Below are 26496 nucleotides of genomic sequence, written 5' to 3' on the forward strand. Positions count from 1 at the left end.
TTGTTGCAGTTCTGCTCTATTAATAGCAAAAGCCCACCGGATGGTGGGCTTTATGCGTTTGAAAATTGCATTTAGCTACTTCGCTTGAACCGTATTGCGGTTTTTTACGAAGACGAACGCTCCGAAGGCGATGAGCAGGATCGCGGCGAGTAAGCTGACTTTGAGGCAAGCGTGGAACGGCTTAGAGCGGTATTCCATGCGGACTTCGGATTTGCCCTTCGGAATTTCGACAGCGCGGAGGTTTCCGAATGCCTTGTAGACCTTGGCTTTCTTGCCGTTGACGGTTGCTTTCCAGTAGGGGTGGTAGTTGCCGGCGACGACCATGAAGCCTGCGCGGTCGCTTTCGACCTGGAACACCTGCGTATCCATTTTCGGGCTTGCGACAAGCTTGGCTTGGCCCTGTGCCACGCCGCCTTCGCCCTTGTTTTGCGGTTCTTCGGAGAGGATGACTTTTTCGCGGTATTCAAATCCGTTCTTGAGCGCGTCGATTGCCTTGGAATCTTCCATCGTGGTGGATTCTCCGTAGATGTAGGCTTCGCCCATGGCGGTCGGGATCGGCATGTAGGTCGTGCCGCGCTGCGTGTCGAAGATGATGGCGTTGATGTTCATCAAGTCGAGGAACGGGTGTGCTGCGCTTTGGTCATTGATGTTCAGGAGGTAGTTCGCATTACCCTGACCACCACGGAATTCGCGGTAGCTTGCAAGTTCGTTGTCGTGGAATCCGTCTGCATTGCGCATGTGGTACTGCGGGAAAATGTTGCCGCTGAGGGCCTTGCTGCGGGAGAGCGAGAGTACACGCGGCTGGTTGATCGGATCTGCTTTGTATGGAGCCTTGAGCGCAGCAACAACGCCGTTATTTGGCTGCAAGTATTCTTTAGCGGGAACATTCTGGATGAATGCTCCGTTGATCGTCACAAGTTCGATGCCTGCGACAAGGGCGAGGATGCCGACCTTGGCGGGAGTGCTTCCTTTCCATTTGAACACGGCGAGGCTTGTGCCGATGACGACGAGAATCAGGATGAAGCTCGGGATGATCTTAGAGGCGGTCATGTTCATCACGACTTCATTCAGCGGCTTGAAGTACGGGGCTGTGACCGGGTCGTTCAGGAGTTTCTGACCGCTCATGAGGAAAATGCCGATGACTGCAAATCCGATAACGACGGCGGCCTGGACGCCTCTCGATGTTCCCGGAAGTTTCGCCTTGAACGCGTCCACAAAGTTCTTGACGTTGATTTCCTTGCCTTGATCATCGAGGCTCATCACGCCGAGGCATGCGGCTGCGTAGATAAGGCAGACGACAAATCCGAACGGGCTGATAAAGAGAGTCCAGTCGAAACGTGCTATCACGACGAGCAATAGCAGGATGACGAACATAGCGGTCCCGTGCAGGAGTGCACGACGGTTCTTGGTCGTATTTTCGTTCGGGTCGCTAACGGCGCGAAGCACTGGGCCTGCCATCATCACGAGCAATAGCGGGAGCCAGAAGAGAGCCATGCCTGGTGCGCGGAAGTTCTTGACGCCCGGCAGAATATTGTACCAGAGCTTGAAGAGCGGGGAATGGTCGCCCATGCCGTAGCTCAAGGCGACGACGGCGCCGAGTCCCCAGAAGCTAGCCCAGCGGCGTTTGCCTGGGAGGAACAGGCAGAGGAATCCGAGGAACGTGAGGAGTGCACCCGCATTGTTATGGTCGAGCTTGAAGCTGTTGTGGCCCCAGTAGAACGGGCTGCCCTGGCTGCCGGCTTCGGCCATCTTGCGGTATTCGTCCATCGAGACATCGACAAAGGAACTGCCCTTGAACGAATTGGACTTTTCATCTTGTTCATAGACATCGACGCCGATAAATCCCGGAATGAGCATCTGTGCCATTTCTTCCTGGTGGAATGACCAGCTCACGGCGTGACCGTAATTGGTATGTTCGCCTTCACCGCGAACGGACTGCGTCGTGGTGTAGAGGTAGGGCGGTACAATCTGGAAACAGCTGAGGGCAAGTCCAAAGGCGAGTGCTGCAGCTGCAAGCCCGATGCGTTTACCGCGTACGGCAAGTGTGTTGCAATGGAATGCGGCTTCATAGAGCGTGTAAAGCCCGGCGCCCCACAAGAAGAGATACGTGAGCTGCAAGTGGCTTCCGAGAATCATCCATGTGATGCTCAGTGCAAAGACGATGAGGTAGGGGAGGCTTCCGTCACGGACAATCTTGCGGATGGCAAGGAGAGCGAGCGGGGCAATCGCAAAGACCATCATCTTTCCGTCGTGACCGCCATAAATGTAAGTGAAGTATTCTGGCGAAAATGCGTAGAGGAATCCGAGAAGCGAACCCCACCACTTGTTGCCGGTCAAGTTCCAGGCGAGGAGCATTGCACTCATGAAGGCGACCCACACGGTCAAGATGAACTTGAAACCGACGGCACGTGCCGGATCCATGATGAACTGCGTCCACACGAGCGGGTGGTAGGCGTCTGCAAAGAGCGCGTCAATTGTCGGAACACCGCCAAGGCGGCTATCGTCCCATTCCGTGAGGATGACGTCGAACGTGCGCAAAATGCGGCTGCCGATGCCGTTCAGCTGGTCGCTGTTGAGCATGAGTTGACTGGAATCGAAAGCGAAATCGCGGAATACGAACAGCAAAATCGCAAAGAAAACTGTGGCCATTGCCACAAAGAATGCGGGTTTCTTGTTGAGAAAATTCATATAAGGAAATATAAAAATACCGCAGAGGTTGCCCGCTACGGTTTGTTAAATTGTTTGCTTTTGAACGAATTTGCGATCGAACCGTTATTCGAGCGTATTTTCGTCGGTCTTAGCCGTCTTGACGAGGCTGTAGATGCCGAATGCAGAAATGATGCAGATGGCAATGAATACGGTATATTTGATCAGTTTGCCCATGAGTTTCTCCTTGAATTTTTTTATAAAAATATTTGATTTTCCCGAAACGGTCAAGTGTTTTTTAGAAGTTAGCTCTGCCAACTAACCACTTCCTACCGCCTACTTCCTACTCTTTAGTAATAATCATGCAAATCACGGGGAGCTTTTTGTCGACTTCGTTTTCGCTTGGGATGATTTCGCTTTCGACCACCTTGCAGTTGAGTTCCTTCACAAAGAATTCGAGCTGACTGCGTTCAAACCCAAGCCAAATGTGGCCATGCGTCGTACGGAACGATTCTTCCTTGTGCTGGGCGAGGTCCAAGAGCGCAAGCATTCCACCTGGTTTCAGGATGCGGGTCGCTTCCTTGAGGGCGAGGCGCGGGTCCGTGGCGTGGTGCAACACCTGGCTCATCAAGACGAGGTCCGCGTAGTTGGAGGGGAGGCCCGTCTGCGTCATGTCCGCGACTTTCGGCGTCACGTTTTCGATGCCCTTCTGGTGCAAAATCTGCTGGAGTCCGCTGATGATTTTCGGATCGTAGTCGAGGGCTGTCACGTTCTTGCAGCGGCTCGCGAGCATGAGCGAGAGGTCGCCGCCTTCGCCGCAACCAATGTCCACGGCATTTTCGAACGGCACCATGAGCTTGCTGAACAGGCTGATTTGCGCCTTGAGGCTACCGCCTGCTTGGTCTAGCTTATGGATTTGCCCTTTGGTCTTGTCGGTGCGTTCTTCGAGCGCTTGTGCGGCGCGGCACTTGAGAATATCCTTGTCCTGCAGTTCGTCGTAGGCTTCGCGGATAATCTGCAACAGGCGGCTGCTCATGTAAAGTTCTTCGCTCAGGCGGTAATAAGCCTTGATGCCGTCGCGGCGGTCTTTCACGAGTCCGCATTGTGAAAGCTTTGCCAAGTGGCGGCTCGCGTTACTCTGGTGGATATCCAGAATGTCCTTGATTTCGTTGACAGTGAATTCGGACTGGTCCAGTAGGAGCAATATCTTGAGGCGCATTTCGTCGGAAATGGCTCCAAAAAGTTCCATGTTCGGGATGATCGGTTCTCGGTTCTGGTTTAAATTCGAATTTGTCACGTGGTCCGCCAATACTTTTGTATGTTTGTGTCTGTGAATATAAATTTTTAGATGGACTTTGATGTTTTCTGGGCGATTTAAAAGCTTATTTCGAGTGCTTTTTGCGGTGCTGTGCTCGGCAACGCTTGCTTTTGGTACGCCCGGCGCATCTGGAATTGCATCCGGCGCATCTCGGAACATGCTCGGCGCATCTGGAATGGCGTCAAGCGCTCGCCACTATGAAGTCTCGGTCCGCTTGGATGTTCCGCTCACGCTCGGAATTGTCATGACTTCGGTGCTGGGCGTTTATCAGTATTACGGGATGTCGCGCATTTCTTCGAGCAATCTGAAGCCTAAATCGGAGCTTTTGCCGTGGGATCGCCCTTTTGCGGGGCGTTACAGCGGGTGGGCGACGACCGTGAGCCATTATTCGGGAGCCTTGGCTGTAGCTCCTTTGGCTTTGGCGGGGTACTCCTGGTATAAGGGCGATGCCGATGGTCATGACTTTGGAACCTTCACGCTCATGTTTGTGGAAGCGATTGCCTTGCAGAACGCCTTGAACCAGCTGGTGCGTTCGACGCAGTTATGGCCACGCCCTTACATTTATGCTGAACGTGGTGAAGGTCGCAAAAAGGCGGAGGCCGCACGTGGGGAAGCTTACGGCTCGTTCTATTCTGGGCATGCATCGGCGGCGTTCACGGTAGCCGTGTTCACAGGGGAGTGGTTCTCGGAAATTTATCCGAATTCTCAGTACAGAGGTCTCGTGTGGGCATCGTCATTGACGCTTGCCGGGGCTGTTGGCGCCTTGCGCGTTGTCGCGGGCAAACATTATCCTACTGATGTTGTAGTTGGGGCGCTAGTGGGAACGGGCGTAAGCTTTGGTGTGCTTAAATTGCATGAAATTTGTAAAAAGAAAATTTCTTTTTGGGCAATTCCGGGCAATATCGGCGCTATTTTTTACTTTTGACAATTTTTTATAGCATTTTTTTTGAAAAAGCGTATATATATTGTGTAGGCTTACTTCGTAAGTCTTTTTGCTAGAAGAGGTTTTTGATGTTGGATGAGGTGTGGCATCGTTTGTGTGCCGTTGCTATTTTGACCGTGTCTGTGGTCAGCCATAATTATGCAGCCGAATTTAAAGATTACAGGGATGGGCGTGTTTATCGCGGAATTCCTTCTGGTTCTCTAAACTGGTTCAAACAAAGTCTCAAGTACAGCAAAACCTCTTACTTTACTGACGAAAATGGGATTCCTTTTTATCGCAGCGATAGCTGGCAAGCATCATGCCCGGAAGGAACGCTGCTCCCGGATGAAACAGACTGGGATGAACTGATTGAAGAAAAATTCTCCGGTCCGGATAAAGTCCAGAGCATGAATGATTTTGTTGGACATTCTGCGCTCGGCTTTTACAAGTTTGAATTTGATGAAGTGGTGAATGCCAGAAAAGGCTTTGCCTATTTTGCGGTCCGTGGCCCTGCCAATCACGCCATAAGGCTTGAAACCAAGCGTGGAACAACGAAGTACGTGGATATCGAAGAAGCCGATGCCATCCAGATCCGTTGCGTTTTTGCACGAGACCAGTTTGCCGAAAAGAATATCTCTCCGAAGGATATGATTTTTACGGACAAACGCGACAATAAAAAGTACAAGGTCGATGTCCGTGGCGGCAAAATCTGGATGATGAAAAATCTCGCATTTAGCGTAACTTCTGAAAAACAGTGCTATGTGGAAGATAAAACTTATTGCGAAAAGTTTGGACGCTATTACACTTACGATGATGCGCTCAAGGCTTGTCCTTCGGGATGGCACCTGCCGGATGACGGCGAATGGCGTGATTTCCAGAAGGACCGCGCCACGCTCGATTGGGATAATTTAGGGCAGGGAGGTTGTCAGGACTGGGATAATTTCTGCGACGGGATGAATTCTGGGCATTACTGGTCGAAAACCTCTATTCAGGCGAATACCGCCCGCTCTTGGGAGTTTAACCGCGCAGACAAGGATATTGAACGCACCGATGCCAGCGTTTACAAAGGACTCTATGTCCGCTGCGTCGCAGATTGATGTTTAGACGTCATCCTGAACGGTCCTTGCAAAACGTCATCCTGAGCAATCGTTGCAACTCGTCATCCTGAACGGCGAAAGCCGTGAAGGATCCAGTTAAATTTTATTAATCGGCTATTGCAAAAAAGGCGTACAGTATAGAAAATACTGTCGCAGAGGCATAGCTCCCCGAAAGGTAAACGAAAAGCCCGAAGACGATTACCGTTAATGAAAGAAGAAATATTTTGCTCGGGCTGAAGGAAAAGTGGATGTTGAACATGTGCGACCTTTAATGATTATCTTTAACTGTTTATAAAATAGATAAAGAGTGTGTCATTAAATGTCACTATATGAATTTACAGTTCGTCTTCGCTTTCTGAAACGTCTCCGAAATGGCTCCCGTATTCGTCAAAATTGATTTCTTCGGCGATGTCGTCGTTGTCTAGGTCTTCGTTGTCGAGGCCAAGTCCAAGTCGTGCACAGATGCGGTCAAGGAGGATGAGATCTACATCGTCGGTGTCGCCCCCCTCGCGTTCATAAGCTTCGATGATGAGCTCTTGTTCGTCTGGTTTATATTTATCGACAGCTTCAGTGATTTTCATTTTTTCTCCTTTGCAGATAATTAAAATTATCCGCGTCTCTGCTTGTAATATCGTCAATCTGTGTCATAAAGTCAATGGTTTTTACTAAATTTTTTACTATGAACAAGAAATTGTCTTTTATCGCACTTGCGTTGTTGGTTGGAATGTCTCAAACTTGGGCTGTGGACCCCCGTATTGAACAGGGTGCCCGCTTTGAGGCCAAGGGTCAATATGACAAGGCTCTTGGGGAATACCGAGCCATGTTGGCTGAAAATAAGAAGAATACTGAAGCCTACATGGCGGCAGGCAAGGTTCGCATGAAGATGAAGGACTATAAGGGCGCTGTTGCAAACTTCCGCCTCGCTTATGGTTATGATCCTAGCTTGACCGAAGCGTACGAAGGTGCCGCAAAGGCTTACGAAGCCATGGGCCAGCAGGCCAAGGCTGACGCTGAACGCGCTAAAATCAAGGGCGCTAAGGCTGCTCCTGCTGCTGCAAGTGTGCCGAAGGCCGAAGCTAAGGCTGAACCTGCAAAGGCCGCCCAGCCGGCGCCTGTTGCTAAAGCTGAACCAGCTAAGCCCGCCGCTCCTGCAAAGGTTGAAGCTCCGAAGGTCGAACCGTCGCCTGCAACGGCTGCTTCTGAAGATCCGTTTGAAAAGGGCAAGGCATTGCTTGCCGAAGGCCGCTATGCTGAAGCCGCTCCACTCTGGAGAGCTGTTCTCTCGAAGAAGCCTGGCGATGCTGGTGCATACTTCTATGCAGGCTTAACCCGTTATGAGATGGGAGAATACGACAAGGCCGAGTTCAACTTGAAGAAGGGTCTTTCGTACAAGGAACGCGGTAATGACGCAAACTACTATTTGGCAAAGATCAACCAGAAGAGCAAGCATACCGATCAGGAAAAGAAATATCTCTCCGCGTATTTGAAGAAGGCCGCCCCGGATGCCAAGTTCCGTAAGGCAGCCGAAGACCGCATGGCTGAAATCAACGCTGTCGCGAGCGCCGCTGCTGAAGAAAAGGCTATGCAGGAAGCCGAAGCTAAAGCTTTGAAGGATGCCAAGAAGAGCGGGAACGACAAGGCGAAGTCTGTTGAAGCTGTCGCTCCGAAGGAAGAAGTTGCTTCGACGGCAACGAATTCCATTGCCAATGCCAACGCCTTGTTTGCGGATGGCTATAACGAAGCCGCTCTCCAAATGTACAAGGCTTTGCTTGAAAATGAAATCACTCCGGATGAACGCTATTTCGCCATGCTCCAGATGGGCAACATCTACCGCGAAATGCGCGACTTCCATAGTGCTGTAACGCGCTACCGTGAAGTTCTTCGTGGATATCCTGATTCGGACTGGGCTGCTGAAGCCGAACGAGCACTCGAAGATGCTGTATGGCTTGAAAAACACGCCAGCGAACTTCCGCGTAACAAGCGCTAATTAGCCATTAGTCAATGGTTTTTAGTTATTAGTTACAACTGAAAGATTTTGTACAATGTCATGCCGGGCTTGTCCCGGCATTAACTTTATGATGTCATGCCTGCTCAGGTCCCTGAGCTTGTCGAAGGGCAGGCATCTCCCTTTCATCTCTCTAGGGAAAAATTATCCCTTCACAAGCTTTCGATCGCTCCTGACTTTTTCCAGGAACTTCTTATAGAGCTTGTTGTAAATCTCGTGATTTTCGGAGTCTGGAGTGTATGTGTTCGTGACTTCGATATAGCTATGGATGTCTTCGAATTTCATCTGTCCAAGGCCGATGGCGGCGACAGCCGCTGCGCCGAGTGCTCCTACGTATTGCGGGTGCTTGACCGTTTCAATTGTATGTCCGGTCACGTCTGCAAGAATCTGGTTTACGATGTTGATTCTTGCAAGGCCGCCTGCAAAGCGGATCGTATCCGATATCTTGCACTTCTTGGCCTGGCATTCCAAAAGCCAGCGGAAATGGAAGCAAATGCCTTCGATGACGGCGCGGAGTAGGTCCCCACGGCTCGTTTCCAAATCAATGCCCGAGAGGGAACTGCGGATTTCGCCATCTTCAAAGGGGGTCTTGCAACCATTCATGAATGGCGTGAACAGAAGCCCATGAGAACCCGGTTCTGCTTTGGAAATAAGCGAGGCGCATTCTTCGTAGCTGTATTGGGAATTGTCTAACTTCCCGATGAGTTCGCGCGCCCAGGCAAAGCATTTACCAGCCGTTTCCAATTCGCCGTACAGATATTTTTGTGCGGGATTCGGGCCTTTGACGGCGATCATCATGATGTCTGCAAACTGGATGATGTGATCGACGACCGTGCATACGGAGCCTGAGGTCCCGCAGTAGATGCCGGTGAGATTGCTTTGCGTGTCGCCGCAGCCGATTGCGACCATCGCGACGTCTCCACCACCTGCGATGACCGGAGTATCTTTTTCTAACCCCATCTGTTCTGCGGCTGTAGGCGTTACATGACCGACTATATCGGTGCTCTGCACGATTTCTGGCAAATGATTTTCATTGATGCCATAAGCCTTGGCCATCGTATGGCTCCAGCCAGAATGACCTTTGCGGCAATCGTTAAGCGCTGTGCAGAATGCGGAATCTTCGGTGCGTACAAATCGACCTGTGGTCTTGAATAGGAGGTAGTCACCGACATCCAGGAACTTGTCGACTTTGGCAAAGTTTTCGGGTTCATTATTTTGTACCCACTTGTACTTCCATACTGGGCTGTAGCCTCCCACTGGGACCATGCTCGTATGGCGCATGGCCTTGATGAGCTTAAAAATGTTCAAGCCATGGAAGCGCAACCCGTGGTTGAAGTAGTCTTTGAATTCCTGATCGGCGCGCCTGTCGAGGAACGTCATTGCAGGGCGGACTGGGGTGCCATTTTCATCGACTAGAACCGTTCCGTTCATTTGTGAACAGAAACTGATCCCCTTGATTTGGTTGCTTGCAATGCCGTAATTTTTGAGCAGTTCCTTTGTGCTGCGGCAGATGGAATCCCACCATTGTTCGGTATTCTGTTCGACGCCTTTGCCACCTAAGGTTGTGGTGCTGTGTGTGCTGACTACGGTTGCACCTACAAATTCAATGGAGTTCGCTATTTTTGTGAGTGTTGCTTTTATAAAGGAATTTCCGATATCATAAGTAACTAGATACATTTCTGACCTCTATAAAACCGTCCACATATAATTTTTTTCTTCTACCAAAATTATAAAAAAATAACGCAGGCTTTGTCACCTGCGTAGTAAGTTTTTTGAAAGTTTTTATATCGGCAGAGTCTGTTAAACGACCTGGACCAGGAGTCCCTTGAGGTATTGCCCTTCGGGGAAGGCTGTGTTTACGGGATGGTCGGCGGGCTGTCCAAAACGCTCGATAATCTGCACACGACGGTGAGCGTCGGCTGCGGCGTCGGCGATAATCTTCTGGAACAGGTCCATTTCCATGAGGCCGGAACAGCTGAACGTGGCAAGCATGCCGCCTTCGGCAAGGAGCTTCATTGCAAGCAAGTTAATATCCTTGTAACCGCGGGCGCCTTTCTGCAAGTTGTCCTTGCTTTCGACGAATTTCGGCGGGTCGAGTACGATGAAGTCGAACGTCTCGGCCTTGTCTCGGCACTTGCGCAAGTACTGGAACACGTCTGCTTCGACATGCGTTGCATGCGCCGTGCTTAATTTGTTGCGCATGATACCTTCCTTAGCGAGCTTGAGGGCGTCCTTGGAAACATCGACCTGGTAGACTTTTTCGCATCCGCCACGGAGGGCGTAGAGGCCAAAACCTCCAGTATAGCAGAAGCAGTTGAGCATCTTCTTGCCACGGGCGAGTTCGCCTACTCGGCGTCTGGCATCGCGCTGGTCGAGGTAATAGCCTGTCTTGTGTCCGTTCTTCACGTCAATCGGGAACAGAATCCCGTTTTCGTTGATGATGACCGGCTCGTCGGGAACCTCGCCATACACAACGCCCGTGCGGAGCGGAAGCCCTTCTTTTTTGCGAACTTCGGAATCGCAACGCTCGTAAATGCCTCGGCAACCCGTCTTTTCGGCGAGCAATTCGTAGATAATCTGGCGGTTGACTTCGGCTCCTGCTGCGAGAATTTCGACGGAGTAGATGTCGGCGTACTTGTCGATGATGCAGCCCGGAATGCCGTCGTTTTCGGCGTTCACGAGGCGGAATGCGCTTTCCTTGTCCTGAATGTCGAACCCGCGGCTTTTGCGCGAGGCTATTGCGCGGTCCAGGATGTCGCTAAAGAATTCACGGTCTATCTTGACGTTCTTTCCTTCGGTCCCGAAGGTCCAGAAACGGCCACGAATCTGGGATTTGGGGGAGTAGGCGGCAAGGCCCAAAAAATCGCTGTGGTAGCTGTAAACTTCGACAACGTCACCAAGTGCGGGGTCGCCAACAACTTCATCAATGGCGCCGCTGAAAATCCAAGGGTGGTAACGGAGGGCGGACTTGTCACGTCCGGCTTTCAATGTAATTGCTTTCATAGCTAAAAATTTAGAAATTTTTATTATATTTCTTTTAGAGCGCTTTTCTGAGAATGTGACGGAGCGCAAATTCTTGTTTTTAATCGAGGGGGTAAAGTGATTGTAAATTTCTTTTTTGAAATTTTAATTACTAGATTAAAAAACATGGTACATTGCCTTCACACAAAGATTTATCGAGTTGGACTATTGGGGTTAATCCTGGTTGTTCTGTTTTTGTGTGCCTGTGGCGATTCTGAGACTTCTCGTAAAAATGAGTCTGTACAAACTGCTCCAGAGAATTCTTTTTTTAATGGTATTATACGCGATATTGTAGGGAGTGCCCGCGTTAAATCTGCTGATGGCGCCGCCAATAAGTTAAACGTTGGTCAGCTGGTCCATGGAAAATCGTCCGTTGTGACAGAAGCGGGTTCCTCGGTTGTGATTTCTGTGGCGGATGGTTCTGCGCTTAAGATTGATGGCCGCTCGGAAATTGCATTCGGTACGGAAAATGTGGAAAACCTGAAACGAAAAGCTTCCGTTTCGCTCCGTTATGGAAAATTGCTGTTTGACGTGCAAAAGCAGGCTGTCAAGGACGAGTTTGAAATCCGCACCGAGAATGTGTCATCTATAGTCCGTGGAACGGCCGGCTTTATTGAGAATGTTGATGGATTGGAAGTTTCCTCTCTCAAGGACGGGTGCCTGGATGTTGTGGTGAAAATGGATACCGTGCCGTCCTTAAAATCTGGGCAAACCATGATTGCCAATGTAAATGGGGTAAAAGTTCTTTCCCTTTCCAGTTCTGGTTCGTTATTTTTGGCTCGTGCGATTGATTCGATTGCGACGGAAATGGCTATTGAATCTGGAGTGCATGCTTCAAAGCTGAATCTTGATAAGGTTGAAGCTAAGTTGTTAGAATTTGATGATCTATACAAGAAAAAGGCTGAGGATTTTATGGTGCGTTCACAGTTGGCTTTCAAGCCGAAAATGCTGAACGAGTATATCGGAAAACCGAGTGTTACGCTAGAAGCTCTGTTTGTTCCTGGAACATTTGTCTCGATACAGGGTGTTGTTGATAAAATCCCTGAAAGTGGAACGTATAAGCGTACTTTTGAATGGGGTGATTCCACGGCGTTTGGTCCGAAGCGTTTTGTTGTAACTTGCAGCAATGGCGAAGTGGAATTCGTTTGCCATACATGGCTTACGAATTTTGTTTCGGCAAAGATGGCGGAGGTCTTGACGAAGGCGGATGAACGCAAGTCGAATGTCGCTAAGGATACGGTTCAGCCTAAGAAGCTCAAGCCTTCGATTGTCGTCGAAGGTTCTGGTCGTGAACGAGTACATGTGCTACCTGAAGAACGCGATATCCCGGCAACGCTCCGTTTTAGTGTCGCAGGCTTGATGGGATCAGGCATGTCGCAAATCAAGAACATTGTCGTGAAACGTAAAGGCGCAATTGTTAAAACCTATAGCGATGATGAATTAACAACAAATTCTTTTAAACTTCCGATTCGCCTCAAGCAGAACAGGATTGCCCATTTTGAAATTATAGCCACGTTTGTGAACGGCAAGAAGATTAAGGCGCGAAAGGTTTACGAGACTTACTGCTTCTTTGAGAATTACGAAGATGGCAAAAAAAGCAATCGTATTAATGACATGACGGCAGAAGAAGAATATAAAAATGTCGTTTCCAAGCATTTGCTCAAGGATGAATAGCGTCTAAAAAGCTAAATTTGGGCGCATGTTTGAATCTTTATTTGACAAGTATCCGTTTTTCAGAAAAGTTCCGGCCATCCTCTGCATGGCAATTATCTTTAAAATTTCTTCGATGACTTCTGTTGAATTGGAAGGCTTCCCGCATGTGTGGGATAAGCTTGCGCATACTTGCGAATATGCGACTCTGGCGGGATGCTTTTGCATGTGGTGGGCGCGCGGTCAGTGGTCTATGAAGCCGTGGCTCAAGGTGCTCATTATCATGGCGATTGCGCTTGCCTACGGTTGCACGGACGAATACCACCAGAGCTTTGTGGAAGGCCGCGACTGTAGCGGTTACGACTTGATTGCCGATGCGCTCGGTGGCATGATCGGCGGTCTGGTCTATTGGCTAATCGTTAAAATCTTGAACAAGTACGATCCGCTTGTTAAGTAGACAGTAGGAATCACCTTCTTGTCGTTTTTTAAATACTAAAATTCTCCGAGCAGAATCACTTCTCTGTGAAGCTGAATGCCGAATTTTTCGGCGACAACTTTTTGAACGTATTCGCTGAGTGATTTGATGTCTGCGGCGGTAGCGTGGTCTGCGTTTACGATAAAGTTTGCGTGTACACGGCTCACTTCGGCGCCGCCTATGCGGTAGCCTTTTAAACCCGCCTGTTCGATGTAGTAACCTGGTGCGATTTGTGTCGGCGTTTCGGCGGCGCCTGCATCTAGACGCTTGAAGGTGCTGCCGGCATTGGGCATGGAAAGCGGCTGCGAATTGCGGCGCTTTGTCATGCATTCCTGCATTTCGCTTTCGAGATCTTTGGCCGTCTTGTTAAGTTCTGTCGCGGGCGTGAGCTGGAATGTGGCAGAAAGAATTGTTTCTGCATTTTCGCGAGATGCGGCGAGATCCTGGAAAATGCTGTGGCGGTAGCCGAATTTGCAGTCTGCTGCGGTTCGCGTGTGCAAATTGCCTGCGGAATCGATGCTTTCGACTTCAATGCAAGTCTGCGAAACATCTTGACCGTAAGCGCCTGCGTTCATGTAAATCGCACCGCCGAGACTCCCGGGAATGCCGGCGAGCTTGTGGATACCGGCAAGGCCTTCGTTAATCGTGTAGCGGGCGAGGCGGGCGAGCGGTGTGGCGCCTTTGGCGCAAATCTTTCCATTTCCGATGTTCGTGATTTCCGAGAAAAATTTACCGAGCTGGATAATGACGCCTTTGTATCCGCTGTCGGAGACGAGCAAGTTCGTGCCCTTGCCAATAACGAAACTCGGAAGCGCATGTTCATTTGCAAATGCAATTGCGTCTTTGATATCGTTTACGGATTCAGCTTTGACGAAATATCGTGCGGGACCGCCTACTTTAAAGGACGTGTGCTCGCTCATCGGTACATTTTCTTGAATAATCATGACGAAAATATATATATTCTTGGAGCCATGACAGAAGAGGAACTGAAACAATTTAAGGCGGCGTTGTCGATTACGGCTGTTGCTACAGCGCTTGGTGTGCCTGTGGTGCGTGGACGCTGTCGTTGTTTTTTTCCGACGCGCCATTCGCATGGCGATAGAACGCCTTCGGTTTCGTTTTCTGAAGAAAGAGGAACTTTTCGTTGCTGGGTTTGCGATGACGTTCGCGGTGATGTGATTTCACTTGTCCAGATTGTGAAAAATTGTTCGTTCCTGGAAGCTCTGAACTGGCTCAAGGAAACGTATGGATTTTTGTTGCGCGGGGCGCCTGCATCTGCAACTGCGCTGCCGAATGGATCTTCGGCGTCGAATGTGTCAACGGCTCAAAGTGCGACTCTTGTTGCGAAAACAGTGACCCGTGATGCGGCTCTTGAATATAGCTCTCCAGAACCCGCAAAGGAGCTTGTGAGCGAAGAAGAACGTAAAAAGATTATCCTCTCGTTCTTGAAAATGCTGAGTCCTGTTGACAAGACGCCTGCGGCATCATACCTGGCGCGTCGCCGCATCTACAAGCCGATTTGGGATAAAATGCTTTTGCGTACGATTACGGATTACGGTGCGCTTAACAACAAACTAAAGGAAACTTACGATTTGGAAGTCCTCAAGTACGTGGGGCTTTTCAGTGAAAAGGGGAACTTGAGGTATTACAAGCATCCGCTGTTTTTCCCGTATCTCGATAGCAAACGACGTTCGTTCTATTTCCAGGCGCGAGCGATTGATAGCACGGTTGTTCCAAAGGAACTGAATCTGCGCGGAACGGTGCCGTACCCGTATAATGTTTCTGCGCTTGATGAAAAGCCTGGCTGGGTTTACCTGTGCGAAGGCGTGGTCGATACGCTTACGTTCTTGGGCCAACGCATTGCGGCGATTGGAATTCCTGGGGTACGTTCGTTCAAGACGGAATGGCTCCCGCTTTTCAAGAACAAGAGTGTTGTGCTTTGTTTGGACAAGGATGAGGCGGGCCGCAGTGGCACGGAGTATTTGCAGACCGTTTTTGCTCAGGCGGGAATCCGCACGGTTGTGCTTGGTGATGGTGTGGATCAATTTGGCAAATTGTCGATGAAAGAAGGCGAAGACATCAACGATTGGTTTGGTGGGAAGAAGTGAACTAAGAAATAGTTCACTTGTTATGATCCTAACACTCTTTTAACTTCTTCTTCGGTGGTGATGCCGGATTCTACGAGCTTTCTTGCGTTTTCTTGCATGGTGCCGTCGGCGTAGGTGTTGTTGGGTAAAAGCAATTCGCAGACGACGGTTCTGCCTTTGTAATGCGGTGACGATTCGCAAGAAATTGTTTTGTCTATTTTTCTTACGAGGCGCTGGGCAAAAACGCCAAGCAAAGCTTCTTCCAAGATGCTTTTTTGTATGCCTAGATCGAGTAGCCTTGATGCTGCTGCTTTTGCGCTGTTCGTGTGCAATGTGCTCAAAACGAGATGCCCTGTCTGTGCGGCCTGCAATGCAATTTGTGCGGTCTCTGCATCGCGAATTTCTCCGACAAGAATCACGTCCGGATCTTGGCGCAAAATGGAACGCAATGCGACTGCGAACGTGAATCCGCATTTCTCGTTGACGGGAACTTGATTTGCTCCTCGGAGTTCATATTCCACCGGATCTTCTATGGTCGTGACGTTGAGCTTTCGCTGGATGATTTCTCGCAATCCGGCGTAAAGCGTTGTCGTCTTGCCGCTTCCTGTGGGGCCTGTAACGAGGAACAGCCCTTGCGGGGCGCTGAAAATTTTCCGAATTGCATGGAGCGTAGACTTGCTAAAATCAAGGCTGTCGAGTGTTTGCGCGGAGTCGTTTGCGGGGAGCAATCGCAATACGCATTTCTCGCCGTTGTTTACGGGAATGGTACTGACGCGGATGTTCACCTTTTCACGAAAATCTTCAAAGGCGAAACTCCCGTCGTGCGGCAAGCGGCGCTCCGTGATATCGACATTGGCCATGACTTTCAGGCGTATCAGCACAGGCTCGGCAAGCCATTGCGGAAATGTGCGGTATTCCGTTAAAAGTCCATCAATGCGAAAACGTACGCGGAACGCTTCTGCCATTGGCTCAAGGTGGATGTCGGTTGCTTTTTTCTGGAGCGCCTTGATGATTAGGCTATCTACGAGATTTATAATCGGTTCCGATTCCCAAGAAGAATTTCGCGAAATCTCGAGATGATTGAGATGCTGGAGTAAGTCTTCATCGATCGAATCTGCGTGACTGTTCATGAGCCTGATTTCGGCAGGGGTGTGCTGTTCCGGGATAACGCACTGTTGCGTGACAAATCGGATTTTTTCGAGAAGAAATTCGTCGTTTGCATTAGGCACGGCGACTTTCATGGGCGTGGTGCTTTCCTCGACGCACTCGTTGCGTTCAACAACCGCAATTCCGTTTTTCTGGCACCATTTTTTGGACAAGTTTTTTGCATTCATCCCCATAAAATACATACAAAAGTTTTGAAAAAGCACAATCACGCAAATTTTGCAACCAACCGTTTGCAAAGTGCCGTAAAGTCATCCTGACACCGAAGGGGGAAGGATCCAGTAATTTCTTGTTGTGAAAAATCAAAGCTTAACTGGATCCTTCACGTCGCCCTTACGGGCTTTGTTCAGGATGACACTGCACAAAAAAAGTCCCCCGGGTGGGGGACTTTGCGGAGTTGTCTAATGAAATTTAATTATGCCTTGCTGAACTTTGCCTTGACTTTATTGGCGCCTTTCTTAGCCTTGCTAAAGAGGGCGTTCGGGAGCCAGAAGAATGTCGGCACAAGGAACATCGTGAGGATGGCGGACACGATCAAGCCACCCACAGATGCGATACCCATCGGCTGAGTCATTGCAGCGACGTTACCACCGAGAGCGAATGCAAGTGGAAGTTGTGCAATCACGGAGGCAAGAGTTGCAAGCACGATCGGCTGGAACTTTGCCTTGGCGGCGGTCAACATTGCCGAGCGGCGGCCCATGCTTCCACTACGCAGCAAGCGGTTGGATTCATCGAGCAAAAGAATAGCGTTGTTCACCACCACTCCGATCAACATAACGATAGCCATGAGGGCGATCATGGAGAGCGCCTTGCCAGTAATGACGAGGGCGAGGAGCACACCGATTGCACCCATCGGGATGGTTGTCATGATGATAAACGGCTGTGCAAAGCTTTCGAGGAGAGCAACAAGCAAGATGTAGGTAAGGATAATTGCCATCACGATTGCCGTCATGAATTCCTTCTGCATGTCGTTCTGCATGTCTGCGTTACCACCGAAGCTGAACGAGATACCTTCTGGGAGTTCGTCCTTCATGCTGTTTGTAAGTTCCGTGAGTTTGCCCATGATTTCACCGGTCGTGTGGCCAGGGAGCAAGTTCATCGAAACGTCTACACGTCTCATCTTGCGCTTACGGTCAATACGTGTCGGACCAGCACCATCTTCGATGTGGAAGAGTTCGCTAGCACTTACGTAGCCCTTCGGTGTCTTGACAGGCAGGTCTTCGATGTCGGCATGGCTCTGCCTATCCTTTTCCATTAAGCGTACGTAAACGTCGTATTCTTCACCGTCTTCGGTGTACTGGCCTGCTTCGAAACCGTTCACTGCAATGTAGTTGTAGTTTGCGACTGTTTCTAGCGTTACTCCATAGTCGGCCATGGCGGCGCGGTTCGGGATCAAGCGGATTTCAGGCTTACCGGCTTCATAGCTTGTCTTGATATCCACGATGCCGTCAATCTTTTGCTGGACTCGGTCAAGGACGATTTGTGATGCCTTGATGACGGAGTCTGCATGGAGACCGCTCACTTCGAGCACCACATCGCCAGCGGAGTTGTTCTGCATTTCAGAGGCGGAGGTGGACTTTACGGAAATGTAAGCGTCTGGAATGTTGGCGAGGTACGGACGGATGGAGTCGACGATTTCGTCCGTACTGCGATGTCTGCCCTTCCAGTTGGGATTGTTCTTCTTTTCCCAGTCCTTCAAGAGTCTAACACGCATGGTGGCCTGGTTTACGGTCGTAAAGCCGTTGGAACCACCCACGTTCATACTGTAGTGAACAATTTCAGGAATATCCTTGACGCGGGATTCAATAATACGAGCCACGCTATCGGTTGTCTCGATGTTTGTACCCACAGGCATTTCGAGCTTGATGCTCATCATGCCCTGGTCCTGTCTCGGGGTAAGTTCAACAGTCAAGTTGTTCTTGGCGAGGGTTCCGACAAAATAAAGTGTTGCAGCGAGAGCGAGAACCTGGAAAATCACACCTGGGATAGAAAGGCAGAATCCAAGCATCTTCAAGTAGACAAAGCGAACACCGTTCAAGGCCTTGGGGAAAAGTCCCAGCAGGCTTCCGATAATGCCCGGCTTTTCTTCGATGATATTGCCGTTTTCATCTTTCTTCTTGCCCTTGAACAAGTAGGCTGCCATGAGCGGTGTGAGCGTGAATGTCACGAGGAGTGACACGAACGTTGCAAACACCATAGTCATACCGAATGTTCTAAAGAAGATACCCACGATGGATTTCATGAATGCGATCGGCACGAACACGGCAACGTTTGTAAGCGTTGATGCCATGATGGCGATCATGATTTCAGAAGTGCCCTTGTAGGCGGCTTCCTTCGGATCAAGGCCTTGGTTCAGCTTGTTGTTGATGTTTTCAAGCACGACGATGGAGTTCGTCACCAACAGACCCACGGAACTTGAAAGAGCCATGAGGGACATCATGTTGATGCCAAAGCCTGCAAAGTACATGAGCGTGAATGCGCCAATCACGGAAATCGGCATCGTGAGAGCCGCGATAATCATCGTCGAGAACTTGCCGAGGAACAGGAGCAGGAGGCCTGCGGTAAGCGCAATAGCGATAATGATGTTCTGGATAACGTTATCGATAGATTCGTTCACGGCTTCGGACTTGTCGTAAATGAGCGTGAGCTTGAAGCCTTCCGGGAGAGTCTTGTTGACTTCTTCCATGCGCTTGAGCACGCCTCTGGAAACATCCACGACGTTTGCGTCGGAGCGTTTCTTGATATCGAGAGCGACTGAGTTGATGCCGTTAAAGCGGGAAGTCGATGTAATCGTTTCGATGGTATCTTTCACGACGGCAATTTCAGAGAGCTTGACGACTCCCTTTTCCGTCGGAATTTCCATGTTGCGCATTTCATCGAGGTTCTTGAACTTACCTGCGGTACGCACAGACGTGTTCTTGTGCTTGCCGATAACTTCTCCAATCGGGAGGTTTACGTTGGACATGCCGTAAAGGCCCATCATGGTGCCGATATCGACACCGCGGTCCATCATTTTTTCCTTGTCTACTTCGATGGCGATCTGGCGGGTTGTACCACCGAAGATATCGACGCTTGCGACACCGGAAACAGAGGTGAAGAGCGGTTCAATTTCGTCTTCGACTTTCTGGCGGAGTTCTGTAGAGTTTAGAGGACCGGTGAACGAGATTGCCATGATGGCAGCACCGTTAATATCGACCTTCGAAATAATCGGCGCCTGTACTGCATCCGGAAAGTCCGCAGAGGCGAGGTCCACCTTGGAACGCACGTCATTTGCGGCAACGTCCACGTTCACGCCCATGTTGAACATGGCGACGATAATGCCGTAGTTTTCCAAGCAGATGGACTGCACGTAGTCGATACCGTCCACGAGTTCCACTTGTTCTTCAATCGGCTTGATAATTGTGGTTTCGATTTCTTCAGGGTTTGCGCCCTTGTAAATGATGGTGGCCGTAACCACGGGGACTTCGAATTTCGGCATCAAGTCCACCACCATCATGGAATAGGTATAAAGACCGAACACCACCACGGTCAAGATGACCATGAGCATGGTGATTGGTTTGTAAATACTGGCTTTAATCATTGGCTATTCTCCAGTGTCGATTATTCGACAATCAGCACCTTGTCGCCGTCGTTCATGCGGTTCTGGCCTTCGACCATCACGACATCGCCTTCGTTAAGGCCGTCCTTGATTTGGATGTCTGTTTTGGTCTGCACACCGAGCTGCACGATTTTGCGCTTGGCCTTGCCTTCGTTATCGACAATCCAGACCGAGTTCACGCCATTGCTATAGACAATGGCTTCGACAGGGACTGTAACGCCTGTAACTTCACGGGCGTCAATCTTTGTGGTGAGGTACATGCCCGGGAGGAGCTTTTGACCCTTGTTCTTGAATGTGACTTCAACCGGGAAGAAGCGGGTTATCGGGTCTGCGGCAAGCGGGATGAGGCTCACTTCACCGACGAGCTTTTCGCCGTTGAGTTCGATCGTTGCCTTGGCGCCCTTCTTGAAGAATCCGATTTCGCTACTCGTGACGTTGAGCTTGAGAATCACCTTGTCGAGATTGGCTATGGTGAACATGGCGCCACCGACACCCGGAACTTCACCGACCTTGAACTTGACTTCGGTAATGGTGCCAGAGGACGGAGCGATTACGAGCGTTGCGCGGCGAGCGGCTTCCAACTGCATCTTGGCTACGTTCAGTTGGGTTTCTTGCTGGTCGATGCTTTGTTGGGACACACCGCCCTTAGCTTGAACTTCCTTCATGCGGGCAAGCGTTTTTTCAGTCAATTCCAGAGCAGCCTTGGCTTGCTGGTAACCGGAGTTGTCGCCTGTAAAGACGAATTCTGCGAGAACCTGGTCTTTCTTGACCTTGGAACCGACGCGGACGTTGATCTTGGCAATCGGGTCGCTGAGCTTTGCCGTTGCTTTTGTCTGTTGGCTACCTTCGATGGTACCGCTGAAGGCTCGGACGTCGGTGAGCTTGACTGTGGCTGCTTTTACAACGCGGGCAGGTTTGCCATTGACCTTCTGGATTTCTTCGATGGTCGAAACTTTATTTTCGGACTTGGCGTCTTTCTTGGCGTCGCCGCATCCAGCGAGGAGGAGCGACAGGGCAGAAATTGTAATGATTGATTTTGTAATAGTCTTCATAATTGTCTTCCTCTTAAATCTTAGTATTCACCTGTGGTCTTGAGCAATGCGTTGTAGGCTTCGTTCCATTGCATGATGCCTTTCAGGTAGTTGTTTTTGGCATTACGAAGGTCCAAATTTGCAGCGAGCAGTTCAAGCTGGGACTTCATGCCGTTTTGGTAGGCCGCTTCGGTCATCTGGTAAATGCGTTCGGCTAGTTCTACGTTGCCCTTTAATACGACGAGGTTTCTTTCTCTGTTTTCAAGGGCTTTGACGTTGTTTTCAATTTGGAGGCGGATATAGCGTATTGTGCTTTCCTTTTGGATTTGTGTGCTGCGGAGGTTGGATTTAGCCTGGACAACAGCTTCCTTGGTCTGCATACCGTTAAACAGGTTCATGGTCAAGCTCAAGGCGACATATTTATTGAGCTTGTCCCACTTGGGGGCATCCCATTCGGTAATCTTGTTTTGGTTGTTGGCGTATTTGAGACCACCGACCAACGCGATTGTCGGCTTGTAGCCGCCTTCTTCAATTTCGATGTTCTTTTCGGTCATTGCTTCCTTGGCATCAAGCATCACCAGTTCCTTACGGCGCTTGATAATGTTTGCCATGGATGTATCGGGGAACGGAAGGTTTGAATCCGGGTTGCGGAGTTCACCGATAAACTGAACGTCTTTGTCGTAATCGACACCCATAAGGGTGAGGAGGGCGTTCTTTGCCGTGAGGCGCTGTTCTTCAAGTGTTTTCCTGTCTATGGAAAGCGCATCCATTTTAAGCTGGATGCTTGCAACTTCAAGTTCCGTGGCAAGACCGCTTTGGTACTGCTGCTTTACGAATTCAAGGTTGTTTTCGTAGAGCTTGAGGCTTTCATCGATGATTGCCATAGAGGAATCTATCATGATGAATCCGTCAAAAGCCTGGTCAATATTGTAACGGACCGTAGATTTTACGTTTTCGAGATTGACTTCTTGCAAATGCTTGTAAGCTTTGGCGATATCGATCGCTGTACCGACCTTGCCAGCGGCGTAGAGGACCTGGGTGAGTGTGAGACCCACGCTGGATTGCCAGCGGTAGCCCTGTGCGCTCATGCCGTTTACCATTTTATCGATGGCGGGAGCGAGGACGTTCTTGTCGAACTTGCTTGCATCCATGCTGGAATCTTGAGCAGCGTCTGTTATCGGGGTGCCGTTCTTGACATCCTTAAGTCCGAAAATACGGGTGATGTTGGCGCTAAGGTCGATAGATGGGTAGGCGTTGCCGTATCCTGCATCAACTTGAGAAGACGCTTTGATGAGGTCTTCTTCTGCAGTTTTGATGTCTGCCGAGTTTTCCATGGCGGTCTGAACCGCTTCATCTCGGGTGTAGACTTTTGCCGAGGCCGGTACAATCAACCCTAAAGCGAGGGCAGAAAGGACTAAAAATTTCCTTGACATTCGTTCTCCTAATATATTTAGCTCGCCAAATGTAAAAAAAAAGCACCCTGTTCATAAGGGTACTTTTTAGTGTTTTTGATGAAGTGCAAATATCGGGGATGAAGTGCACCTAAAATTCGCCAAAAATGGTCAATTTTGCCGAAAAACTACATCAAACCGGGGATTTTCATGCCGCCGGTGATGTCCGAAATGCTTGCCTGCTGGGCGTCGTCTTTCTTCTTGACGGCGGCATTCACGGCGGCCATGATGAGGTCTTCGAGAGCTTCGACGTCGTCCTTGTCTACTGCATCCGGATTGATTTTCACCATCGTGAGTACGCCTTTTCCGTTCATGGCGACCTTCACCATTCCGCCGCCGGCTTCGGCGTCAAAGCTCTGTGCCTTGAGGTCGTTTTGTGCCTTAAGCATCTTGCTCTGCATTTTCTGAAGGTCCTTAAGCATCTTGCTCATGTCCATGAATATATCCTCGCTATTAAAGGTTTTGTTTATAATTTTGCATCTCGTCATGGGGGCTATAGCCCGATCTAGTTAAGTTACTGGATCCTTCCACTTACGTGTCAGGATGACGGAGACTTGTTTCCCGTTCGTAATTATAGAATTTTTTTTGACGGAGATGCCCGCTCGGAGGCGGGCATGACAAATGTCTAACCGGACTCTAGGAATCCATCTCCTCGTCTTCGCATTGTGAAACGATGGCCGCTTTCTTGAGCTTCTTGGTGAAGACGAGTTCCGTCGCAAACATCTGCTGGAGCTTTGCAAGTCCCGGTTCTTTTTCCAGATCGAGTTCGTACGGACTCATTTTGGCGGCGCGCTGCTCGGCTAGTTCACTTTCGGTGAAGGCGCGTGTGCGGATGGAAAGCGCAATTTTTGTCTGCAGGCGGTCTTCCAAAATTCTCGTGACGCGATCGACGTACTCGGAATGCTCCATCATCTGGCGGTAGCCCCAGTTTTCGGCATTTTCGGTTGTGCCCGCGTAGGTGAGCGCAATCGGGAACGGGGTCTGTTCTGGGTCGCCGGTTTCAAGAGTGGTACCGGCAATGGCGGCGGAGAACACGTAGTCGCCGTCGTTAGCGATGTTGGAGAGAATGGATGGCCATGCGGCTGCTATCTCGTAACGCGAAAATCCCTGTACGCCACCTTGATCGTAGCCTGCAAACGGGTCATCGTAAGACGCCTGGACTTCTTCCTGGGCGTCTATCATGGCGCTGATTTCAGTTACTTTTTTTTTTACCGCGTCGTTTTCGGCGCTTTTAGGATCGTTAATCGCTGCAAGAGCTTTTCGCAAATCGACCAGTCGGTCGAGCCAAGCCATTCGGGCGAATGTCGTTTCGACGAGGAGGCGCGGGTTCGTGCTGTAGCGGAGCGTACCCTGCAAGTCGATAAGCATCTTGCTTATGCGGAGGATGTCGCCGTTCGTGAGACTTTGTGCGCAGCTCTTGTACTTGGTATAGAGTTCTTCGGTGATGTTGAGTGCATCCGGCGTGAAGGCGTCGAGGCGGGCGTAGAGCAAGTTGCGGAGGAACTTGCCAAAGCCGTCGAGCAGCGGGATGAACTCGATACCGATTTTCACGGCGTCATCCACCATGCGGAAACAGCCCTTGATATCGTGATTCTCGATGGACTGGATGAGCGAGAAGAACAGTTCTACAGGCGGGATGCCGAGGACGGAGCGGACGGATTCCGCGGTCATCTCGTTCCCGGTAAAGGCGTAGGCCTGGTCAAAGTAGGTGAGGCCGTCACGCATGGAACCGTCGGCCTTTTCGGCAAAGATGTCGAGGGCTTCGTCGGTAGCCTTGATGCCTTCCTGTTCGCAAATGTAGCGGAGGCGGCTGCGGATCTGGTCCACGGTCAGGCGCTTGAAGTCAAAGCGCTGCACACGGCTCAAGATCGTCTGCGGGACCTTGTTGACTTCGGTCGTTGCAAAGATGAAAATCACGTGGGATGGCGGTTCTTCGAGCGTCTTGAGGAGCGCGTTGAAGGCGCCTGTCGAGAGCATGTGGACTTCGTCGATGATGAAAATCTTGTACTTGCCGATGACGGGCGGGTACTGCACACGTTCAATCACATCGCGGATGTTATCGACGCTGGTGTTGGAGGCCGCATCTATTTCATAGACGTCCATCGGATTTCCGCCGGCGATATCCTTGCAGCTGTCGCACTCGCCACACGGATGCAGCGGGTCGGAACCCTTGCAGTTGAGTGTGCGGGCGAGAATGCGGGCGCTAGTAGTCTTGCCCACACCACGGGTGCCGGTAAAAAGGAATGCATGATGGAGACGACCGCCCTGAATGGCGTTCTCAAGAGTCTTTGCGATATGTTCCTGACCGACCATATCGCTGAATGATTGCGGGCGCCACTTACGCGCCATTGCGATGTATGCCATGACTAAAGTATAGTATTTAGACGAGAGACGATAAATGCGTAAGGCGAATATTGCGGCAAAAAACTTGTTTTTTGACATAATTGAGCCTAGCATTTAGCACATGTGCAAAGACGAGAGAATGGGAAAAGTTGCGTTTTTGAGGTATGGGGGATTATAGTAGGCAGTAGACAGTAGACGGTAGGAAGGATCTAGTGAAGGTATGGGGTATTGCTGAAAGCGGAGTGTGCTCAGAGCGAGTTTACGAGCGCCCTCATTGCCCATAGCTAATTGTTTTTCGTATCTTTATAGAAAAATTGCAAACAGAGGTACTTATGAATTTTGATATGGCGCTTTTGATTTTGTGCTGGCAGACTGCCTGCCTTTCGCATAACCACGAAAATGAACAGCTTTTGCCGGGGGCAACTTCGGCGACGAAAGCGGAAAGTGCTGAACTCGACAAGATTCATGACGAAGTGACCCCGAACGTTAGTTGGGACGAATTCAACAACCTTTATGCAAGTTTCAAGTCGGCGGGCGACCGCACAAAATCTTGCGTCAAGGCGCTCCAGTCGGCGACAAACGATTTTAAAATTCAGGTGACGAACTGCATGATGCGCATCGCCAATGCTTCTCGCGAGGACGAAAACAAGAGCAACATGTCGCCTGAAGAATATGAATTTATTAAAAATGTCCGTACGCAGCTGGGAATGAATTAATCGCGACTTTAATTTCTTTCGATGAGGGGAAAAAGGCAAAAGTTTTGTTTTTTGCGTGAAATAAGTTTTTTTTTACTTATTTGTAATGTGGTTTGACTGGACCTCGGGGTTAGGATAATGTTAAATTATTTTACTAGATTTACAATATCTCAAACAATATTACATAAAACAAAAGGAGTTTGTATGAGAAAATTGAAACTTGCTTTAGCATTTGCTTCTGCTTGTGCACTTTTGGTTGGCTGCGCTGCCCCGCGTTCTGTGATGGATCAGGGCTGGACTCAGAAGCCGGCTAAGGTGAAAGTTGTGTTCACGGAACCGTTTATTGCAAATCCGGATGACTTGATGGACGACCTTCCGGAATATGTGAACAACTTCTCTGATTGGTATAAGACTCAGCTTGAAGCAAATCTTGGTTCTCAGACGAATGGCGTTCTTTACTCTGTTCAAAAGATTTCTCAGGACCAGATTAAGTTCGAAGCTGCTGCTGTGCGTGGCGTGAACATTAAGGTTCCTCGAATCACTGAAATGGAAAAAGAAGCTGATGTTTACCTTGTCATCAATGACATCTGGATTGGTAGAACTCAGTCTGAAACCACTTGCTCGACAGGTGCAGGCTTTGGCGGCATCGGTATGTCTACAACTTGCTCCAGCCAGAACTATTTTACCGGCAAGGGCAACTACGCATACTTTGATCCTAAGACTGGAAAGCGCCTTGGCTACGGCGATTTCGAAGCTCAGTCCAGCTATACGTTTGCTGTTTCCCAGAGCGACTGGCTGAATGTTGTTGAAGAATCTGTTTCTTCCATGTTGGATAACACTCCGATTAAGCAGTAATTCTATTTCCTGTAGGCATTTGCCTTTAGGATGATTTTAAAGAAGCGTTGGTCAATGTTTGGCCAACGCTTCTTGTAATTACGCATCCAGGGTCGAGGATGGCAAATGAAAAACGCTCCCGATGGGAGCGTTTCTTGT

At 49.8% G+C, this 26496-nt stretch carries 20 protein-coding genes; 8 read left to right on the plus strand and 12 right to left on the minus strand.

Annotated features, from left to right (window positions below):
• Nucleotides 1–75: 75 nt before the first annotated feature.
• Together B7990_RS02000 and B7990_RS02005 are read right to left on the minus strand one after the other, a co-directional pair.
• On the minus strand, nucleotides 76–2688 hold the full coding sequence (locus B7990_RS02000; RefSeq protein WP_088639376.1) for a YfhO family protein: 2613 nt from the start codon (nucleotides 2686–2688) through the stop codon (nucleotides 76–78).
• A gap of 301 nt (nucleotides 2689–2989) precedes the next feature.
• On the minus strand, nucleotides 2990–3943 hold the full coding sequence (locus B7990_RS02005) for a metalloregulator ArsR/SmtB family transcription factor (RefSeq protein ID WP_254917283.1): 954 nt from the start codon (nucleotides 3941–3943) through the stop codon (nucleotides 2990–2992).
• A 61-nt stretch (nucleotides 3944–4004) separates the two neighbouring features.
• Between B7990_RS02005 and B7990_RS02010 the strand changes: the two genes are divergently transcribed.
• Nucleotides 4005–4889 (plus strand): phosphatase PAP2 family protein, encoded by an 885-nt coding sequence (locus B7990_RS02010; protein WP_088639377.1) that lies wholly within the window; start codon nucleotides 4005–4007, stop codon nucleotides 4887–4889.
• A gap of 86 nt (nucleotides 4890–4975) precedes the next feature.
• A complete protein-coding gene (locus B7990_RS02015) occupies nucleotides 4976–5983 on the plus strand; it encodes an FISUMP domain-containing protein (RefSeq protein WP_088639378.1) in 1008 nt (335 codons plus the stop codon).
• 335 nt (nucleotides 5984–6318) lie between these two features.
• Here the strand turns inward: B7990_RS02015 and B7990_RS02020 are convergent, their stop codons facing one another.
• Nucleotides 6319–6564: a hypothetical protein gene (locus B7990_RS02020; protein WP_088639379.1), complete on the minus strand. Its 246-nt coding sequence runs from the start codon at nucleotides 6562–6564 to the stop codon at nucleotides 6319–6321.
• A gap of 98 nt (nucleotides 6565–6662) precedes the next feature.
• On the opposite strand from B7990_RS02020, the gene B7990_RS02025 reads away from it, so the two are divergent.
• Nucleotides 6663–7970, plus strand: a complete 1308-nt coding sequence (locus B7990_RS02025) for a tetratricopeptide repeat protein (protein ID WP_254917284.1) — start codon at nucleotides 6663–6665, stop codon at nucleotides 7968–7970.
• A gap of 162 nt (nucleotides 7971–8132) precedes the next feature.
• On the opposite strand, the gene B7990_RS02030 is transcribed toward B7990_RS02025, so the two are convergent.
• Both B7990_RS02030 and B7990_RS02035 read right to left on the minus strand, forming a co-directional pair.
• Entirely contained in the window at nucleotides 8133–9665 is a 1533-nt protein-coding gene (locus B7990_RS02030) for an FGGY-family carbohydrate kinase (protein WP_088639381.1), read from the minus strand.
• A gap of 123 nt (nucleotides 9666–9788) precedes the next feature.
• Entirely contained in the window at nucleotides 9789–10991 is a 1203-nt protein-coding gene (locus B7990_RS02035) for a class I SAM-dependent rRNA methyltransferase (RefSeq protein ID WP_088639382.1), read from the minus strand.
• A 186-nt stretch (nucleotides 10992–11177) separates the two neighbouring features.
• Between B7990_RS02035 and B7990_RS02040 the strand changes: the two genes are divergently transcribed.
• Together B7990_RS02040 and B7990_RS02045 are read left to right on the plus strand one after the other, a co-directional pair.
• Entirely contained in the window at nucleotides 11178–12683 is a 1506-nt protein-coding gene (locus B7990_RS02040; protein WP_254917285.1) for a FecR family protein, read from the plus strand.
• A 25-nt stretch (nucleotides 12684–12708) separates the two neighbouring features.
• Nucleotides 12709–13116, plus strand: a complete 408-nt coding sequence (locus tag B7990_RS02045; protein WP_088639384.1) for a VanZ family protein — start codon at nucleotides 12709–12711, stop codon at nucleotides 13114–13116.
• A 35-nt stretch (nucleotides 13117–13151) separates the two neighbouring features.
• Here the strand turns inward: B7990_RS02045 and murB are convergent, their stop codons facing one another.
• Nucleotides 13152–14078: a UDP-N-acetylmuramate dehydrogenase gene (gene murB, locus B7990_RS02050; protein WP_088639385.1), complete on the minus strand. Its 927-nt coding sequence runs from the start codon at nucleotides 14076–14078 to the stop codon at nucleotides 13152–13154.
• Between the two features lie 27 nt (nucleotides 14079–14105).
• Between murB and B7990_RS02055 the strand changes: the two genes are divergently transcribed.
• Nucleotides 14106–15242, plus strand: coding sequence for a CHC2 zinc finger domain-containing protein (locus B7990_RS02055; protein ID WP_088639386.1), 1137 nt, complete (start codon nucleotides 14106–14108; stop codon nucleotides 15240–15242).
• A 20-nt stretch (nucleotides 15243–15262) separates the two neighbouring features.
• On the opposite strand, the gene B7990_RS02060 is transcribed toward B7990_RS02055, so the two are convergent.
• The 6 genes from B7990_RS02060 to dnaX all read right to left on the minus strand — a co-directional run bounded on the left by B7990_RS02060 (nucleotide 15263) and on the right by dnaX (nucleotide 24829).
• Entirely contained in the window at nucleotides 15263–16555 is a 1293-nt protein-coding gene (locus tag B7990_RS02060) for a GspE/PulE family protein (protein WP_088639387.1), read from the minus strand.
• Between the two features lie 245 nt (nucleotides 16556–16800).
• Nucleotides 16801–19965 (minus strand): efflux RND transporter permease subunit, encoded by a 3165-nt coding sequence (locus B7990_RS02065; protein ID WP_088639388.1) that lies wholly within the window; start codon nucleotides 19963–19965, stop codon nucleotides 16801–16803.
• A 20-nt stretch (nucleotides 19966–19985) separates the two neighbouring features.
• Nucleotides 19986–21035 (minus strand): efflux RND transporter periplasmic adaptor subunit, encoded by a 1050-nt coding sequence (locus B7990_RS02070; RefSeq protein WP_088639389.1) that lies wholly within the window; start codon nucleotides 21033–21035, stop codon nucleotides 19986–19988.
• A 20-nt stretch (nucleotides 21036–21055) separates the two neighbouring features.
• Entirely contained in the window at nucleotides 21056–22447 is a 1392-nt protein-coding gene (locus B7990_RS02075; RefSeq protein ID WP_088639390.1) for a TolC family protein, read from the minus strand.
• 146 nt (nucleotides 22448–22593) lie between these two features.
• A complete protein-coding gene (locus B7990_RS02080) occupies nucleotides 22594–22902 on the minus strand; it encodes a YbaB/EbfC family nucleoid-associated protein (protein ID WP_173353517.1) in 309 nt (102 codons plus the stop codon).
• A gap of 199 nt (nucleotides 22903–23101) precedes the next feature.
• The gene (gene dnaX, locus B7990_RS02085) at nucleotides 23102–24829 is read right to left on the minus strand and encodes a DNA polymerase III subunit gamma/tau (protein WP_088639932.1); all 1728 of its coding nucleotides are present in this window, start codon (nucleotides 24827–24829) and stop codon (nucleotides 23102–23104) included.
• Between the two features lie 311 nt (nucleotides 24830–25140).
• Between dnaX and B7990_RS02090 the strand changes: the two genes are divergently transcribed.
• Nucleotides 25141–25524: a hypothetical protein gene (locus B7990_RS02090; RefSeq protein ID WP_088639392.1), complete on the plus strand. Its 384-nt coding sequence runs from the start codon at nucleotides 25141–25143 to the stop codon at nucleotides 25522–25524.
• A gap of 183 nt (nucleotides 25525–25707) precedes the next feature.
• Complete coding sequence (locus tag B7990_RS02095) at nucleotides 25708–26358, plus strand: hypothetical protein (protein ID WP_088639393.1); 651 nt, start codon at nucleotides 25708–25710, stop codon at nucleotides 26356–26358.
• Nucleotides 26359–26496 lie beyond the last annotated feature (138 nt).

It is taken from the genome of Fibrobacter sp. UWB4 (assembly GCF_002210345.1).
GTDB lineage: Bacteria > Fibrobacterota > Fibrobacteria > Fibrobacterales > Fibrobacteraceae > Fibrobacter.